This is a genomic window from Streptomyces sp. NPDC031426, from assembly GCF_055581585.1.
This window is the reverse complement of sequence record NZ_JBVIJE010000026.1, coordinates 69576-86377: the sequence shown is the minus strand read 5'-3', so window position 1 is coordinate 86377 and position 16802 is coordinate 69576. Positions and strand designations below refer to the sequence as shown.

General features: G+C 68.8%; 17 protein-coding genes. 16 read left to right on the top strand and 1 reads right to left on the bottom strand.

The features are described from left to right. The first annotated feature begins 32 nt into the window (after window positions 1-32). The 16 genes from prfA (at window position 33) to ACZ5NH_RS35815 (ending at window position 14846) form a co-directional block, all read left to right on the top strand. Complete coding sequence (prfA, locus tag ACZ5NH_RS35890; RefSeq protein ID WP_468781321.1) at window positions 33-1100, top strand: peptide chain release factor 1; 1068 nt, start codon at window positions 33-35, stop codon at window positions 1098-1100. 31 nt (window positions 1101-1131) lie between these two features. After that, window positions 1132-1977: a peptide chain release factor N(5)-glutamine methyltransferase gene (prmC, locus tag ACZ5NH_RS35885; protein ID WP_468781319.1), complete on the top strand. Its 846-nt coding sequence runs from the start codon at window positions 1132-1134 to the stop codon at window positions 1975-1977. Window positions 1978-2038: 61 nt separating this feature from the next. Further along, window positions 2039-2686 (top strand): L-threonylcarbamoyladenylate synthase, encoded by a 648-nt coding sequence (locus tag ACZ5NH_RS35880; RefSeq protein ID WP_388620874.1) that lies wholly within the window; start codon window positions 2039-2041, stop codon window positions 2684-2686. After that, complete coding sequence (locus tag ACZ5NH_RS35875) at window positions 2683-3360, top strand: arsenate reductase/protein-tyrosine-phosphatase family protein (RefSeq protein ID WP_388620876.1); 678 nt, start codon at window positions 2683-2685, stop codon at window positions 3358-3360. Before ACZ5NH_RS35880 ends, ACZ5NH_RS35875 begins: the two co-directional genes overlap by 4 nt. Before the next feature lie 90 nt (window positions 3361-3450). Further along, window positions 3451-4689, top strand: a complete 1239-nt coding sequence (locus tag ACZ5NH_RS35870; RefSeq protein WP_388620877.1) for a serine hydroxymethyltransferase — start codon at window positions 3451-3453, stop codon at window positions 4687-4689. Window positions 4690-4840: 151 nt separating this feature from the next. Further along, on the top strand, window positions 4841-6160 hold the full coding sequence (locus tag ACZ5NH_RS35865; protein WP_468781315.1) for an MraY family glycosyltransferase: 1320 nt from the start codon (window positions 4841-4843) through the stop codon (window positions 6158-6160). 303 nt (window positions 6161-6463) lie between these two features. Then, window positions 6464-6901 carry a hypothetical protein gene (locus tag ACZ5NH_RS35860; RefSeq protein ID WP_451005118.1) on the top strand — a complete coding sequence of 146 codons (438 nt, stop codon included), beginning with the start codon at window positions 6464-6466 and terminating at the stop codon, window positions 6899-6901. A 273-nt stretch (window positions 6902-7174) separates the two neighbouring features. Further along, window positions 7175-7945: a F0F1 ATP synthase subunit A gene (gene atpB / locus ACZ5NH_RS35855; RefSeq protein ID WP_388620883.1), complete on the top strand. Its 771-nt coding sequence runs from the start codon at window positions 7175-7177 to the stop codon at window positions 7943-7945. 68 nt (window positions 7946-8013) lie between these two features. Further along, window positions 8014-8253 carry an ATP synthase subunit c family protein gene (locus ACZ5NH_RS35850; RefSeq protein WP_003992984.1) on the top strand — a complete coding sequence of 80 codons (240 nt, stop codon included), beginning with the start codon at window positions 8014-8016 and terminating at the stop codon, window positions 8251-8253. 40 nt (window positions 8254-8293) lie between these two features. Then, window positions 8294-8845 (top strand): F0F1 ATP synthase subunit B, encoded by a 552-nt coding sequence (locus tag ACZ5NH_RS35845; protein WP_451005119.1) that lies wholly within the window; start codon window positions 8294-8296, stop codon window positions 8843-8845. Further along, the gene (locus ACZ5NH_RS35840; protein ID WP_468781312.1) at window positions 8842-9657 is read left to right on the top strand and encodes a F0F1 ATP synthase subunit delta; all 816 of its coding nucleotides are present in this window, start codon (window positions 8842-8844) and stop codon (window positions 9655-9657) included. The genes ACZ5NH_RS35845 and ACZ5NH_RS35840 overlap by 4 nt, the downstream gene beginning before the upstream one ends. 132 nt (window positions 9658-9789) lie before the next feature. Further along, window positions 9790-11382 carry a F0F1 ATP synthase subunit alpha gene (atpA, locus tag ACZ5NH_RS35835; protein ID WP_468781310.1) on the top strand — a complete coding sequence of 531 codons (1593 nt, stop codon included), beginning with the start codon at window positions 9790-9792 and terminating at the stop codon, window positions 11380-11382. 21 nt (window positions 11383-11403) lie between these two features. Further along, window positions 11404-12321, top strand: a complete 918-nt coding sequence (locus tag ACZ5NH_RS35830; protein WP_468781309.1) for a F0F1 ATP synthase subunit gamma — start codon at window positions 11404-11406, stop codon at window positions 12319-12321. Then, window positions 12322-13758, top strand: a complete 1437-nt coding sequence (atpD, locus tag ACZ5NH_RS35825; RefSeq protein ID WP_450981274.1) for a F0F1 ATP synthase subunit beta — start codon at window positions 12322-12324, stop codon at window positions 13756-13758. Between the two features lie 112 nt (window positions 13759-13870). Then, on the top strand, window positions 13871-14245 hold the full coding sequence (locus tag ACZ5NH_RS35820) for a F0F1 ATP synthase subunit epsilon (protein ID WP_031171909.1): 375 nt from the start codon (window positions 13871-13873) through the stop codon (window positions 14243-14245). 154 nt (window positions 14246-14399) lie between these two features. Then, on the top strand, window positions 14400-14846 hold the full coding sequence (locus ACZ5NH_RS35815; protein ID WP_468781307.1) for a DUF2550 domain-containing protein: 447 nt from the start codon (window positions 14400-14402) through the stop codon (window positions 14844-14846). 74 nt (window positions 14847-14920) lie between these two features. Here the strand turns inward: ACZ5NH_RS35815 and ACZ5NH_RS35810 are convergent, their stop codons facing one another. Then, window positions 14921-16741: a glycosyl hydrolase family 18 protein gene (locus ACZ5NH_RS35810; protein WP_468781305.1), complete on the bottom strand. Its 1821-nt coding sequence runs from the start codon at window positions 16739-16741 to the stop codon at window positions 14921-14923. Between the last annotated feature and the right edge of the window lie 61 nt (window positions 16742-16802).

Genomic DNA, 16802 nt, shown 5'->3' with positions numbered 1-16802 from the left:
CCCTTCCCTTCACCGCAGTACAGGAGCCCAAGATGTTCGAGGCCGTCGACGAACTCGTCGCCGAGCACGCCGATCTGGAGACTAAGCTCGCCGACCCGTCGGTCCACGCCGACCAGGCGAACGCGCGCAAGCTGAACAAGCGCTACGCCGAGCTGACCCCGATCGTCGCCACGTACCGCTCCTGGAAGCAGGCCGGCGACGACATCGAGACCGCGCGCGAGTTCGCGGCCGACGACCCCGACTTCGCGGCCGAGGCCAAGGACCTGGAGAAGCAGCGCGAGGAGCTCACCGAGAAGCTCCGCTTCCTGCTGATCCCGCGCGACCCAAGTGACGACAAGGACGTCATTCTGGAGATCAAGGCGGGCGCGGGCGGCGACGAGTCGGCCCTGTTCGCCGGCGACCTGCTGCGCATGTACCTGCGCTACGCCGAGCGCGTCGGCTGGAAGACCGAGATCATCGACGCCACCGAGTCCGAGCTGGGCGGCTACAAGGACGTCCAGGTCGCGGTGAAGGCCCGCGGCCAGCTCGAACCCGGCCAGGGCGTGTGGGCCCGGCTGAAGTACGAGGGCGGTGTGCACCGCGTGCAGCGGGTGCCGGCGACCGAGTCGCAGGGCCGTATCCACACCTCCGCCGCCGGTGTCCTCGTGACCCCGGAGGCCGAGGAGGTGGACGTGGAGATCAACCCGAACGACCTCCGCATCGACGTGTACCGCTCCTCCGGCCCGGGCGGCCAGTCGGTCAACACCACCGACTCCGCGGTGCGCATCACGCACCTCCCGACCGGGGTCGTGGCCTCCTGCCAGAACGAGAAGAGCCAGCTGCAGAACAAGGAGCAGGCGCTGCGTATCCTGCGCTCCAGGCTGCTCGCCATGGCGCAGGAGGAGGCCGAGCGGGAGGCCGCCGACGCCCGCCGCAGCCAGGTCCGCACGGTGGACCGCTCCGAGAAGATCCGCACCTACAACTTCCCGGAGAACCGCATCTCGGACCACCGCGTCGGCTTCAAGGCGTACAACCTGGACCAGGTCCTGGACGGCGACCTCGACGCGGTCATCCAGGCCTGCGTCGACGCCGACTCGGCGGCGAAGCTGGCGGCGGCGTAAGACACGTACGAGCACGACACGGAGGACTCGCGTGAACCTGCTGCTCGCGGAGGTGGCCCAGGCCACCCAGCGGCTGGCCGACGCCGGCGTGCCCTCGCCGCGTACCGACGCGGAGGAGCTCGCCGCGTTCGTGCACGGCGTGAAGCGCGGCGCACTGCACTCCGTGAAGGACTCGGACTTCGACGCCCGGTACTGGGAGGTCATCGCCCGGCGTGAGCAGCGCGAGCCGCTGCAGCACATCACCGGGCGGGCCTACTTCCGGTATCTGGAACTCCAGGTGGGGCCGGGCGTGTTCGTGCCCCGGCCGGAGACCGAGTCCGTGGTCGGCTGGGCCATAGACGCCGTACGGGCCATGGACGTCGTCGAGCCGTGCATCGTCGATCTGTGCACCGGCTCCGGCGCCATCGCGCTCGCCCTCGCCCAGGAGGTGCCACGTTCGCGCGTACACGCCGTGGAGCTGTCCGAGGACGCCCTGGTGTGGACGCGGAAGAACGTCGCGGGGTCCAGGGTCGATCTGCGCCAGGGAGACGCCCTGACGGCCTTCCCCGACCTCGACAGGCAGGTCGACCTGGTGATCTCCAACCCGCCGTACATCCCGCTCACGGAGTGGGAGTACGTGGCGCCCGAGGCCCGCGACTACGACCCCGAGATGGCGCTGTTCTCCGGCGAGGACGGCCTGGACCTGATCCGGGGCATCGAACGCACCGCGCACCGTCTGCTGCGCCCCGGCGGGGTCGTCGTGATCGAGCACGCCGACACCCAGGGCGGCCAGGTGCCGTGGATCTTCACCGAGGAGCGGGGCTGGGCCGACGCGGCCGACCACCCCGACCTCAACAAGCGCCCCCGGTTCGCGACCGCCCGCAAGGCGCTGCCGTGAGCACCCCGACATCAGTCCTTTTCGAAGTCCCGCAGTACGTGTACGAGGAGGCCCGCTAGACATGGCACGGCGATACGACACCAACGACGCGACCGACCGCGTGACGGGTCTGCGTGAAGCCGCGTCCGCGGTCCGCCGGGGCGAACTGGTGGTGCTCCCGACCGACACGGTGTACGGCATCGGCGCCGACGCGTTCTCCTCGGAGGCGGTCGCCGACCTGCTCGCCGCCAAGGGCCGGGGCCGCAATATGCCCACCCCTGTCCTCATCGGCTCCCCGAACACCCTGCACGGCCTCGTCACGGACTTCTCCGAGCTGGCCTGGGAACTGGTCGACGCGTTCTGGCCGGGCGCCCTGACCCTCGTCGCCAAGCACCAGCCGTCCCTGCAGTGGGACCTCGGCGACACCCGCGGCACGGTGGCCGTCCGCATGCCCCTGCACCCCGTCGCCATCGAGCTGCTCACCGAGGTCGGCCCCATGGCCGTGTCCTCCGCCAACCTCACCGGCCACCCGGCGCCGGAGAACTGCGACGCCGCGCAGGAGATGCTCGGCGACTCCGTCTCCGTCTACCTCGACGGCGGACCCACCCCGGCCAACGTGCCGTCCTCCATCGTGGACGTCAGCGGCCCGGTGCCGGTGCTGCTGCGCGAGGGCGCGCTCTCCCCGGAGGAGCTGCGCAAGGTCGTACCCGACCTCGAGGTGGCGAATTGACGGCCCCTGAAGCGGGGCGTGGCATAGGCATCGGGGAGCGTGTCGCGGAGCAGACGACGACGTTCGGTTTTCCGCGCGACACCTTCCGCATCCTCCACGTCAGCACCGGCAATGTGTGCCGCTCGCCCATCACCGAGCGGCTGACCCGCCATTTCGTGGCGGAGCGGCTCGGCGTGCTCGGCGGCGGGCTGATCGTGGAGAGCGCGGGCACCTGGGGCCACGAGGGCGCGCCGATGGAGGCCAACGCGGAGACCGTGCTGGCCGACTTCGGCGCGGACGCCTCCGGCTTCTTCGGCCGGGAACTGCTGGACGAGCACGTGATCAGGGCCGACCTGGTGCTCACCGCCACCCGCGACCACCGCGCGCAGGTCATCTCCATGGGCCATTCGGCGGGCCTGCGCACCTTCACCCTGAAGGAGTTCACCCGGCTGGTCCGGGCGATAGATCCGGCCACCCTGCCGCCCCTGGACGACGGCGTGGTCATGCGCGCCCGAGCCCTGGTGCGCGCGGCGGCGGCTCTACGCGGGTGGCTGCTGGCGCCCACCGCGGAGGCGGACGAGGTCCACGACCCGTACGGGGCGCCCCTGACGTTCTTCCGGTCGATCGGGGACGAGATACACCAGGCGCTGGACCCGGTGGTGACGGCGCTGACCGGGGTGGCGGCGCGGACGTGAGCGCCCCGTAAAGAGCTGCAATACCGGGCATACCGCACATCCCCGGCCTACATTGGGAACACGTCACCGTCGACCGCCCGGGAGCCCGCCATGTCGGTCACCCATACCCTCGAGACCGACGTCCTGCGGCGGCAGGACCCGGCGATGGCCGAGATCCTGCTCGCGGAACTGGACCGGCAGTCCACCACCCTGCAGCTGATCGCCGCCGAGAACTTCTGCTCGCCGGCCGTGCTCGCCGCCCTCGGCTCCGCCCTCGCCAACAAGTACGCCGAAGGCTATCCCGGCGCCCGGCACCACGGCGGCTGCGAGATGGTGGACCTCGCCGAACGCGCCGCCATCGACCGGGCCAAGGAACTGTTCGGCGCCGAGCACGCCAACGTCCAGTCCCACTCCGGCTCCTCGGCCGTACTGGCCGCCTACGCCGCTCTGCTGCGCCCCGGCGACACCGTCCTCGCCCTCGGACTGCACTACGGCGGCCATCTCACCCACGGCTCGCCCGCGAACTTCTCCGGCCGCTGGTTCGACTTCGTCGGGTACGGGGTGGACGCGGAGACCGGGCTCATCGACCACGACCAGGTGCGCCACCTGGCCCTGGGCCACCGTCCGAAGGCGATCGTGTGCGGCTCGATCGCCTACCCCCGGCACATCGACTACGCCTTCTTCCGCGAGGTCGCCGACGAGATCGGGGCCTATCTGATCGCCGACGCCGCGCACCCCATCGGGCTGGTCGCCGGCGGCGCGGCGCCGAACCCGGTGCCGTACGCCGACATCGTGTGCGCGACCACCCACAAGGTGCTGCGCGGTCCGCGCGGCGGGATGATCCTGTGCGGGAGCGAACTGGCCGAACGCGTCGACCGGGCGGTGTTCCCGTTCACCCAGGGCGGCGCGCAGATGCACACGATCGCCGCGAAGGCCGTCGCGTTCGGCGAGGCGGCGACACCGGCCTTCGCCGTGTACGCCCACCAGGTGGTCGCCAACGCACGGGTGCTCGCCGGTCACCTGGCCGCCGAGGGCCTCACCGTCACCACCGGCGGCACGGACACCCATCTGATCACCGCAGACCCGGCCCCGCTCGGGGTGGACGGCCGCAGCGCGCGCGGCCGGCTCGCCGCCGCCGGGATCGTCCTGGACTGCTGCGCGCTGCCGCACGGCGACGGCCGCGGCCTGCGCCTGGGCACGGCCGCGGTGACCACGCAGGGCATGGGAGAGCCGGAGATGGTGCGGATCGCCGCGCTGATGGCGGCCGTACTGCGCGGCGCGACCGAGCCGGCCGCGGCACGGGACGAGGTGCGCTCTCTCACAGGTGCTTTTCCGCCGTATCCGGCCTGAACGGGGGTAGGCGATGACCCGTACACCCCGATGTGCGCCGTGGTTCACAGCCGGGCGTGCAACCATCGTGGCTACCCGGAAGTCCCCATCCATATACGTCCATCGCTAGGGTGTGGGGCTGTGATGGCCAGCGAGACCCGTGGGGAAGCCTGTGCGTGAATACCTGCTGACGCTCTGCATCACGGCCGCGGTGACGTATCTGCTGACAGGGCCGGTACGGAAGTTCGCGATCGTGGCCGGGGCGATGCCGGAGATCCGGGCGCGTGACGTGCACCGGGAACCCACTCCGCGCCTCGGCGGTATCGCCATGTTCTTCGGACTGTGCGCGGGCCTGCTGGTCGCGGACCACCTGACCAACCTCAACGAGGTCTTCGCGAAGTCGAACGAGCCGCGGGCCCTGCTCTCCGGCGCGGCCCTGATCTGGCTGATCGGCGTCCTGGACGACAAGTTCGAGATCGACGCGCTGATCAAGCTGGGCGGCCAGATGATCGCCGCGGGCGTGATGGTCGTCCAGGGTCTGACGATCCTGTGGCTGCCCATCCCCGGCGTCGGCAACGTGGCGCTGACCCAGTGGCAGGGCACGCTGCTGACCGTGGCGCTCGTCGTCATCACGATCAACGCCGTGAACTTCGTGGACGGCCTGGACGGCCTCGCGGCCGGCATGGTCTGCATCGCGGCGGCCGCGTTCTTCCTGTACTCGTACCGGATCTGGTACTCGTACGGCATCGAGGCCGCCGCCCCGGCGACCCTGTTCGCGGCGATCCTGATGGGCATGTGCCTGGGCTTCCTGCCGCACAACATGCACCCCGCGCGGATCTTCATGGGCGACTCCGGCTCCATGCTGATCGGCCTGGTGCTGGCGGCGGGCGCGATCTCGATCACCGGTCAGCTGGACCCGGACGCGCTGGGCCTGTACGTGGGTTCCGAGCGGGCCGCGGTGCACGCGACGGTGCCGGTCTACATTCCGCTGCTGCTGCCGCTGACGATCATCGCGGTGCCGGCCGCCGACCTGGTGCTGGCCATCGTGCGCCGTACCTGGCGCGGTCAGTCGCCGTTCGCCGCGGACCGCGGGCACCTGCACCACCGGCTGCTGGAGATCGGACACTCGCACAGCCGGGCGGTGCTGATCATGTACTTCTGGTCGGCGCTGATCGGCTTCGGCGCGCTGGCCTACTCGGTCAACTCGGCCTCGATGTGGATCGTGCTCGGCGTGGTGTTCCTCAGCGCGGTCGGTCTGGTCCTGCTGCTGCTCCCGCGCTTCACGCCGCGGGTGCCGGTGTGGGCACAGCGCTTCGTGCCGCCGCGCTACCGGCTGCTCCGCCGCGCGGCCGCGGCCGCCGCGGCAGGCGAGGCCGAGGAGCCGCGGGAGGTGCACGAGGCCCCGGAACGGGCCCCCGTCACCGCCGGGGTCGCGGGCGTCAACGGAGCGACCGCGATCGGCGCTCGTTCGCGTTTCCTTGATCGGCGCTGACCGGAGCCAAGGTAAGAATCTGACTAGAGCATTGCCCATTCATGGGGGAGCAAAGCCTCCCATTACCAGACAACTGGGCCTGGATTTTGCACAGACGCGCACCTTCGCTCTCATGTGTGACAGCAAGCACACCTAGCAGGTAAAGACCTCATCAAATAGTTTGTGATACGGTTCACGAGAACCCCGGAGAGAACCGAAGGACCGTAGTGCGACGGTCCATTGGTGCGAGGTCTCGATCACTCAGCCCGGGACTACGCTCGTCCATGACGACACCCTGCCCCCTGTGAAAGCGGAGTTGCCGCCATGCCGTCCAATGACGCCCGGAACCTTCTGCAGATCGCTGTGCCCGCAGCAGCTGCAGGCGCGATCGCCGTCGCCGTGAGCGCCGCGGTCGCGGGGGGCAAGGGTGCGCTCGGCGCGGCCGTCGGCACGGTGCTGGCCGTCCTGTTCATGGGAATCGGCCTCTACGTGCTGCAGTGGACGGCAAAGACGCTCCCACAGCTCTTCCAGGCGATGGGCCTCATGCTCTACATGGCCCAGCTGCTGCTCCTCTTCATCTTCGTCGCCGTCTTCAAAGGCACCTCCCTCTTCAACGGCAAGGCGTTCGCCGTGGGGATCGTGGTCACGACCGTCGCGTGGATGGCCGCGCAGGCCCGCGCGCACCTGAAGGCCAAGATCTTCTACATCGACCCCGACTCCGCGAAGAGCGACAAGTCCGAGAAGACAGGGCCGTCGTCGTGAGGGGTAGGGGCGGGATAAAGGGCTGTGAGATCTCCTGCTATCGTCCGGTGCCAACTGCGGCATCGCGGGCGCGGGCATCTGAGCTGACGCCTGCTCGATCGCGAGGCTCGATGCCCCCCAGCCGCCCCCACATCCGTAACACCAGTCCGGTGCCGATCCGCGGCCGCGCGCCGCGCCGACACAACGAGGTTGCCGTACCCATGCGTCACGCCGAAGGAGCCCGCGGTGAGTGCTGACCAGACCCAGCTCGCCTTTGACTGGAGTTGTCGGATCATGTCCGACAACGGGTGTGGCTTCCCGGCTCCGGGCCTGCACTCGTTCCTGTTCAAGCCGATCGCCACGGTCGGGGGCTTCGACTTCAACAAGGTGATGCTGCTCGCGCTCATCACCACCGCGCTCGTCGTCGGCTTCTTCTGGTCCGCCTTCGGCAACGCCAAGGTCGTCCCGGGCAAGCTGCAGATGATCGGCGAGGCCGGCTACGACTTCGTGCGCCGCGGCATCGTGTACGAGACCCTCGGCAAGCGCGAGGGCGAGAAGTGGGTGCCGTTCATGGTCTCCCTCTTCTTCTTCGTCTGGATCATGAACGTCTGGTCCGTGGTCCCGCTGGCGCAGTTCCCGGTCGCCTCGATCATCGCCTACCCGATGGTGCTGGCCGTGATCGTCTGGATCCTCTGGGTCGGGCTGACCTTCAAGCGGCACGGTTTCGTCGGCTTCTTCAAGAACGTGACCGGCTACGACAAGTCGCTCGGCGCGGTGCTCCCGCTGGTCATGCTCATCGAGTTCTTCTCGAACCTGCTGGTCCGCCCGTTCACGCACGCGGTGCGACTCTTCGCCAACATGTTCGCCGGACACCTGATGCTGGTGATGTTCACCGTCGCCTCCTGGTACCTGCTGAACAGCTGGATGATCCCGGCCGCCGGCGTCTCCTTCGTGATGACGATGGCCATGATCTGCTTCGAGCTTTTCGTCCAGGCCGTCCAGGCGTACGTCTTCGTACTGCTGGCCTGCTCCTACGTTCAGGGCGCTCTCGCCGAGCACCACTGAGCCGCCCCCACCCCCAGGTCGTCCGGTGGCCAACCCCCACCGGTCCGTAAAGAAAAGGAAGATTCAGCATGGCTGCCACTGAGACCCTCGCCGCTGTCTCCGGTTCCATCGGTTCCGTCGGTTACGGCCTCTCGGCCATCGGCCCCGGCATCGGCGTCGGCATCATCTTCGGCAACGGCACCCAGGCGCTCGCCCGTCAGCCCGAGGCCGCGGGTCTGATCCGCGCCAACCAGATCCTCGGCTTCGCCTTCTGTGAGGCGCTCGCCCTGATCGGCATCGTCATGCCGTTCGTGTTCGGTGTGAAGTAAAGACTTCCCTCACCGACACGTATCGACGAAAGGCACTGATGTGATCGCCAACCTGGTACAGCTGGCGGCTCCGGAGAAGGGCGGGAACCCGCTCATTCCCGAGGGCCCCGAGCTGCTCGTCGGCACCATCGCCTTCGCCATCGTGTTCTTCTTCTTCTGGAAGAAGCTGCTTCCGAACATCAACAAGGTTCTGGAGGAGCGTCGCGCGGCGATCGAAGGCGGCATCGAAGAGGCCGACGCCATGAAGGTGGAGGCCCAGAGCGTCCTTGAGCAGTACAAGGCCCAGCTCGCCGAGGCCCGGCACGAGGCCGCGCGCCTGCGCCAGGAGGCGCAGGAGCAGGGTGCCGCCCTCATCGCCGAGATGCGGGCCGAGGGCCAGCGGCAGCGCGAGGAGATCGTCACCGCCGGTCACGCCCAGATCGAGGCCGACCGCAAGGCCGCCGCGCAGACGCTGCGTCAGGACGTCGGCAGGCTCGCCACCGAACTGGCCGGCAAGCTCGTCGGCGAGTCCCTGGAGGACCACGCCCGGCAGAGCCGTGTGATCGACCGCTTCCTCGACGAGCTCGAGGAGAAGGCCGAGGCCACGCGATGAACGGAGCGAGCCGCGAGGCCCTGGCAGCCGCACGTGAGCGTCTTGACGCGCTGACGGACTCCACGTCCGTCGACGCCGCTTCGCTCGCCGACGAGCTGGCGGCCGTCACCGCGCTGCTCGACCGCGAGGCCGGCCTGCGCCGGGTCCTCACCGACCCGGCGCAGCCCGCAGAGGCCAAGGCGGAGCTGGTCCAGCGTCTGATCGGTGGCCAGGTCAGCGGGTCCGCCGCCGACCTGGTGGCCGGAATGACGCGCTCCCGCTGGTCGCAGCCCCGCGACCTGGTGGACGCGCTGGAGGAGCTGGCGAGCATCGCCGACCTCACGGCCGCGGAGAGGACGGGCACCCTCGACGACGTCGAGGACGAGCTGTTCCGGTTCGGCCGGATCGTCTCCTCCAGCACCGAGCTGCGCGCCGCGCTGACCGACCGTGCCGCCGGCACGGCGGCCAAGACGGAGCTGCTGCACCGGCTGCTCGGCGGACGGGCCAAGCCGGTCACCGAGCGTCTGGTGGTGCGCCTTGTGACCGCGCCGCGTGGACGTAGCCTGGAAGCGGGACTGGAGTCCATGTCCAAGCTGGCCGCCGAGCGCCGGGACCGCATGGTCGCCGTCGTCACCTCGGCGGTGCCGCTGAGCGATGGCCAGAAGCAGCGCCTCGGCGCCGCCCTCGCCAAGCTCTACGGCCGTCGGATGCACCTCAACCTGGACGTGGACCCCGAGGTCGTCGGCGGTGTCCGGGTACAGGTCGGTGACGAGGTCATCAACGGCTCCCTCGCGGACCGGCTGGATGACGCCGCCCGCCGCATGGCGAGCTAGCAGCAACTCGATATCTCGAGAAAAGCAGTACGTACTTACGGCCCTGGTTGGGCCGTGCAGAGGATTCCTGGGGGTCGCCCCCAGACCCCCCAAGTGAAACTTCGGGCCCAACAAGGAGAGCAGGGAACCCAGATGGCGGAGCTCACGATCCGGCCGGAGGAGATCCGGGACGCGCTGGAGAACTTTGTCCAGTCGTACAAGCCGGACGCGGCCTCGCGCGAGGAGGTCGGTACGGTCACCGTCGCCGGCGACGGTATCGCCAAGATCGAGGGTCTGCCCTCGGCCATGGCGAACGAACTGCTGAAGTTCGAGGACGGTTCCCTCGGTCTCGCGCTGAACCTGGAAGAGCGCGAGATCGGTGCGGTTGTCCTCGGTGAGTTCAGCGGCATCGAGGAGGGTCAGCCGGTCACCCGCACCGGTGAGGTCCTCTCCGTCGCGGTCGGCGAGGGCTACCTCGGCCGTGTCGTCGACCCGCTCGGCAACCCGATCGACGGCCTCGGCGAGATCGAGACCGACAGCCGCCGTGCCCTTGAGCTGCAGGCCCCCACGGTCATGCAGCGCAAGTCGGTGCACGAGCCGATGGAGACGGGCTACAAGGCCGTCGACGCGATGACCCCGATCGGCCGCGGTCAGCGTCAGCTGATCATCGGTGACCGCCAGACCGGCAAGACCGCCCTGGCCGTCGACACGATCATCAACCAGCGCGACAACTGGCGCACCGGCGACCCCAAGAAGCAGGTCCGCTGCATCTACGTCGCCATCGGCCAGAAGGGCTCCACCATCGCCGGCGTGCGCCGCGCGCTGGAGGAGAACGGCGCCCTGGAGTACACGACCATCGTCGCCGCCCCGGCGTCCGACCCGGCCGGCTTCAAGTACCTGGCGCCGTACACCGGTTCGGCCATCGGCCAGCACTGGATGTATCAGGGCAAGCACGTCCTGATCATCTTCGACGACCTCTCGAAGCAGGCCGACGCCTACCGCGCCGTGTCCCTGCTGCTGCGCCGCCCGCCGGGCCGTGAGGCCTACCCGGGTGACGTCTTCTACCTGCACTCCCGGCTGCTGGAGCGCTGCGCCAAGCTCTCCGACGACATGGGTGCCGGTTCGATGACCGGTCTGCCGATCGTCGAGACCAAGGCCAACGACGTCTCGGCGTTCATCCCGACCAACGTCATCTCCATCACCGACGGCCAGTGCTTCCTGGAGTCGGACCTGTTCAACGCCGGTCAGCGCCCCGCGCTGAACGTCGGTATCTCCGTCTCCCGAGTCGGTGGTTCCGCGCAGCACAAGGCGATGCGCCAGGTCTCCGGCCGGCTCCGTGTCGACCTCGCCCAGTTCCGTGAGCTGGAGGCGTTCGCCGCCTTCGGTTCCGACCTGGACGCGGCCTCGAAGGCCCAGCTGGAGCGCGGTTCGCGCATGGTCGAGCTGCTGAAGCAGGACCAGTACCAGCCGATGGCCACCGAGGACCAGGTCGTCTCCGTCTGGGCCGGCACCAACGGCCGTATGGACGACGTGCCGGTCGCCGACATCCGCCGCTTCGAGAAGGAACTGATCGACTTCCTGCACCGGAAGCACCAGGGCCTGATGACCTCCATCAAGGAGGGCGCCAAGATGTCCGACGACACGATCCAGGCGATCGACGACGCGGTGGCCGAGTTCAAGAAGCAGTTCGAGACCTCGGACGGCAAGCTGCTCGGCGAGGACGTCCCTGCCGCTGCCGCCAAGTGACGTAAGGAAGGGACCTGACTCATGGGAGCCCAGCTCCGGGTCTACAAGCGTCGCATCCGATCCGTCAGCGCGACCAAGAAGATCACCAAGGCGATGGAGATGATCGCCGCCTCGCGCGTCGTCAAGGCGCAGCGCAAGGTGGCGGCCTCCACGCCGTACGCGACCGAGCTGACGCGCGCGGTCACGGCGGTCGGCACCGGCTCGAACACCAAGCACCCGCTCACCACGGAGGCGGAGAACCCGACCCGTGCCGCGGTCCTGCTCCTCACGAGCGACCGCGGTCTGGCCGGCGCCTTCAACTCCAACGCCATCAAGAGGGCGGAGCAGCTGACCGAGCGCCTGGAGCGCGAGGGCAAGCAGGTCGACACGTACATCGTCGGCCGGCGCGGTGTCGCCCACTACAACTTCCGTGAGCGCAAGATCGCGGAGTCGTGGACGGGCTTCACGGACGAGCCGACGTACGCGGACGCCAAGAAGGTCGCGGCGCCCCTGATCGAGGCCATCGAGAAGGACACGGCCCAGGGTGGTGTGGACGAACTCCACATCGTCTTCACCGAGTTCGTCTCGATGATGACGCAGACGGCGCTGGACGCCCGGCTGCTGCCGCTGCGCCTCGAAGAGGTCGCCGAGGAGGCCCACCCCAAGGGGGAGATCCTCCCGCTGTACGACTTCGAGCCCTCGGCGGAGGACGTCCTCGACGCCCTGCTGCCGCGCTACGTGGAGAGCCGTATCTACAACGCGCTGCTCCAGTCGGCCGCTTCGAAGCACGCCGCCACGCGGCGCGCGATGAAGTCGGCCACCGACAACGCCGGTGAGCTCATCGAGAACCTCACCCGGCTTGCCAACGCGGCCCGCCAGGCCGAAATCACCCAGGAAATCAGCGAGATCGTCGGTGGCGCGAGCGCCCTGGCCGACGCGACCGCGGGGAGTGACCGATAAATGACCACCACTGTTGAGACCGCGACGGCTACGGGCCGCGTCGCCCGGGTCATCGGCCCGGTCGTCGACGTGGAGTTCCCCGTCGACGCGATGCCGGACATCTACCAGGCCCTGCACGTCGAGGTCGCCGACCCGGCCAACGCGGGCGAGAAGAAGACGCTGACCCTGGAGGTCGCCCAGCACCTGGGTGACGGCCTGGTCCGCGCGATCTCCATGCAGCCCACCGACGGTCTGGTCCGCCAGGCCCCGGTGGTCGACACCGGCGCGCCGATCTCGGTGCCGGTCGGCGACTTCACCAAGGGCAAGGTGTTCAACACCCTCGGTGAGGTGCTGAACGTCGACGAGAGCTACGACGGCGAGCGCTGGCCGATCCACCGCAAGGCCCCGAACTTCGACGAGCTCGAGTCCAAGACCGAGATGTTCGAGACGGGCGTCAAGGTCATCGACCTGCTCACCCCGTACGTCAAGGGCGGCAAGATCGGCCTGTTCGGCGGCGCCGGCGTCGGCAAGACGGTGCTCATCCAGGAGATGATCTACCGTGTCGCCAACAACCACGAGGGTGTCTCCGTGTTCGCCGGTGTCGGTGAGCGCACCCGTGAGGGCAACGACCTCATCGAGGAGATGACCGACTCGGGCGTCATCGACAAGACCGCGCTGGTCTTCGGCCAGATGGACGAGCCCCCGGGCACCCGTCTGCGCGTCGCGCTGGCCGGCCTGACCATGGCCGAGTACTTCCGTGACGTCCAGAAGCAGGACGTGCTGTTCTTCATCGACAACATCTTCCGCTTCACGCAGGCCGGTTCCGAGGTCTCCACGCTGCTCGGCCGTATGCCGTCCGCGGTGGGTTACCAGCCGAACCTGGCCGACGAGATGGGCATCCTGCAGGAGCGCATCACCTCGACCCGCGGTCACTCGATCACCTCGATGCAGGCGATCTACGTCCCCGCCGACGACCTGACCGACCCGGCCCCGGCGACCACCTTCGCCCACCTCGACGCGACGACGGTGCTCTCCCGTCCGATCTCCGAGAAGGGCATCTACCCGGCCGTGGACCCGCTGGACTCGACGTCCCGGATCCTGGACCCGCGCTACATCGCGCAGGACCACTACAGCGCGGCCATGCGCGTGAAGAACATCCTGCAGAAGTACAAGGACCTGCAGGACATCATCGCGATCCTCGGTATCGACGAGCTCGGCGAGGAGGACAAGCTCGTCGTCCACCGTGCCCGTCGCGTGGAGCGCTTCCTGTCCCAGAACACCCACGTCGCCAAGCAGTTCACCGGCGTGGACGGTTCGGACGTGCCGCTGGACGAGACGATCGCCGCGTTCAACGCGATCTGCGACGGCGAGTACGACCACTTCCCGGAGCAGGCGTTCTTCATGTGCGGTGGTCTTGAGGACCTCAAGGCCAACGCCAAGGAGCTGGGCGTCTCCTGAACTCCCTGAGTTCGTCCGAGGGGGCGGGCGCGTCCCGCCCCCTCATCCACGCCCACTAGAATTGACCCCAACACCCGGCGCCCCTGCCGGGTGGTGACCCGAGGAGCCACCCTTGGCTGCTGAGCTGCACGTCGAGCTGGTCGCCGCCGACCGCCAGGTCTGGTCCGGCGAGGCCACCCTGGTCGTCGCGCGCACCACGTCCGGCGACATCGGCGTCATGCCCGGTCACCAGCCGCTGCTCGGTGTGCTGGAGTCGGGCCCGGTGACCATCCGTACGAGTGACGGTGGAACGGTCGTCGCCGCGGTGCACGGCGGTTTCATCTCGTTCGCGGACAACAAGCTGTCCCTGCTGGCCGAGATCGCCGAGCTGTCGGACGAGATCGATGTCCAGCGCACGGAGCGGGAGCTGGAGCGCGCGAAGGCGGAGGGCGACGCCGCCGCCGAGCGCCGCGCAGACGTCCGCCTGCGTGCGGCGGCGGCGCGCTGAACCAGCCGCGCGGTACGTTGACGTCACTCAGCCGCGGCCGGCCCGGAGCAATCCGGTGCCGGTCGCGGCTGAGGCAGATGTGGGTGTTTTTCCGGTTTCATTACTCAGTGACAGAAGCAGTTCCCCTACCTAGGAGACGAGGAGGTCGGTGCCGATGGTCCTCGCTCTGACTGTGTGCGGGATCGTGGTCGCGCTCGTGGTGGTGGGACTGTTCCTGTTCGGGCTGCGCCGCAGGCTCATCCAGCGCTCCGGCGGCACCTTCGACTGTTCCCTGCGCTGGGACGTGGCCGAGAAACCGGACGCGGGCGGCAAGGGCTGGTCCTACGGCGTCGCCCGCTACAACGGCGACCGCATCGAGTGGTACCGCGTCTTCTCCTACGCCTTCCGCCCGCGCCGCACCCTGGATCGCGCCGCCATCGAGGTGGCCGGCCGCCGGCTGCCCGAGGGCGAGGAGGAACTGGCGCTGCTCTCCGACGCGGTGGTCCTCGCCTGTACCCATCGGGGCACGCGCCTCGAACTCGCCATGAGCGAAGACGCGCTGACCGGATTCCTCGCATGGCTGGAGGCAGCCCCGCCCGGTCAGCGAGTGAATGTGGCGTAGCCACATTCACTCGCTGGGTGGGGGTCCCCCCGGACGAAGTCTGGGGGAGCGTCAACGTCGCTCAGTGGGTCTTTCTACAGGTTGCTGCTGATGGCGTTCACCAGCTCACCGTCGCTGGTGTCGCCGCTGAACTCCCAGAAGAACGCGCCGCCGAGTCCCTGGGACTTGGCCCAGCTCATCTTCCCGGCGATGGTCGACGGGGTGTCGTACGACCACCAGTTGCTGCCGCAGTGCGCGTACGCCGTGCCCGCGACGGTGCCGGTGACCGGGCAGGACGTCTTGAGTACCTTGTAGTCCTCGATGCCCTGCTCGTACGTGCCCGCAGCCGGACCCGTGGCCGTCCCGCCCGGAGCGTCCTGGGTGACACCGGTCCAGCCGCGGCCGTAGAACCCGATGCCGATGAGCAGCTTGCTCGCGGGGACGCCGATGGACTTGTACTTGGCGATCGCGTCGGCGGTGGTGAAGCCCGCCTTCGGGATGCCGCTGTACGAAGTGAGCGGGGAGTGCGGGGCGGTCGGGCCCTGCGCGTCCCAGGCGCCGAAGAAGTCGTACGACATCACGTTGTACCAGTTGACATAGCTCGCGGCGCCCGCGTAGTCGGCGGCCTCGATCTTGCCGCCGGAGGAGCCGTCGGCGGTGACCGCGGCGGTGACCAGCTTGCTCGAACCGAACTTGGCGCGCAGCGCGGCCATCACGTTCTTGAAGGCCGCCGCCCCGCTGGTGTCACAGGACAGGCCGCAGGCGTTCGGGTACTCCCAGTCGATGTCGATGCCGTCGAAGACATCGGCCCAGCGCGGGTCCTCGACCAGGTTGTAGCAGGAGTCGGCGAACGCGGTCGGGTTGGCCGCGGCCTGGGCGAAGCCGCCGGACCAGGTCCAGCCGCCGAAGGACCACAGGACCTTGATGTTCGGGTACTTGGCCTTCAGCTCGCGCAGCTGGTTGAAGTTGCCGCGCAGCGGCTGGTCCCAGGTGTCGGCGACGCCGCTGACCGACTGGTCGGCGGTGAACGCCTTGTCGTAGTCGGCGTAGGAGTCGCCGATCGCGCACTGGCCGTTGGTCACGTTGCCGAAGGCGTAGTTGATGTGCGTGATCTTCGCGGCCGAGCCGGACGTCACCAGGTTCTTGACGTTGTAGTTGCGGCCGTAGATGCCCCACTCGGTGAAGTAGCCGAGTTTGACCTTGTCGCCGGTGGTCGGGGGAGTGGTGGTGCCGCCGGTGGTGTGCACCTTGACCGCGCCGCTGACCGGGCCGGTCTGGTCGGCGGTGTCGCGGGCCTGCACGGTGTAGGAGTAGTCGGTGCCGGCGCTCAGCCCGCTGTCCGTGTACGACGTGGTGGTGACGGTGTCGACGACCTTGCCGTCGCGCAGCACGTCGTAGTTCTTGATGCCCTTGTCATCGGTGGCCGCGCCCCAGCTGAGCTGCACCGAGGTGTCGGTGATGTTCGAGGCGGTGGGTGTGCCGGGAGCGCTCGGGGCGGCGTCGCCGGGGACGGTCGTACCGTCACAACTGTCGCCGTTCAGCTTGCAGTTCGTCGGCGAACCGGGTCCCGCGCCGTTGAAGCCGAAGGAGACCGAGGCGCCGGGGGCGATGGTCCCGTCGTAGGACTTGTTCTTGGCGGTCCAGTGGGTGCCGGAGCTGGTGACGTCCGCGTCCCAGGCGGAGGTGACGGACGTACCGGAGGGGAAGTCCCACTCGACGGTCCAGGAACTGATGCTGGCGGTACCGGTGTTCTTGATGGTCCACTGACCGCCGAAGCCGGTTCCCCAGTCGCTGGTCTTGGTGAAGCTCGCCGTGGCGTTGGTCGCGGCCTGGGCGGGGCTCGCGAGACCGACGAGGCCGGCCAGGGGGAGCAGCAGGGTCGCGAACCCTGCCGCGGCTCTGTGTCTGAAGCGCATGCTGCGCCTCCTCGATATGGAGGAATGTTCGGGAGTGCCAGGGGCATGACTGAGCCATCAC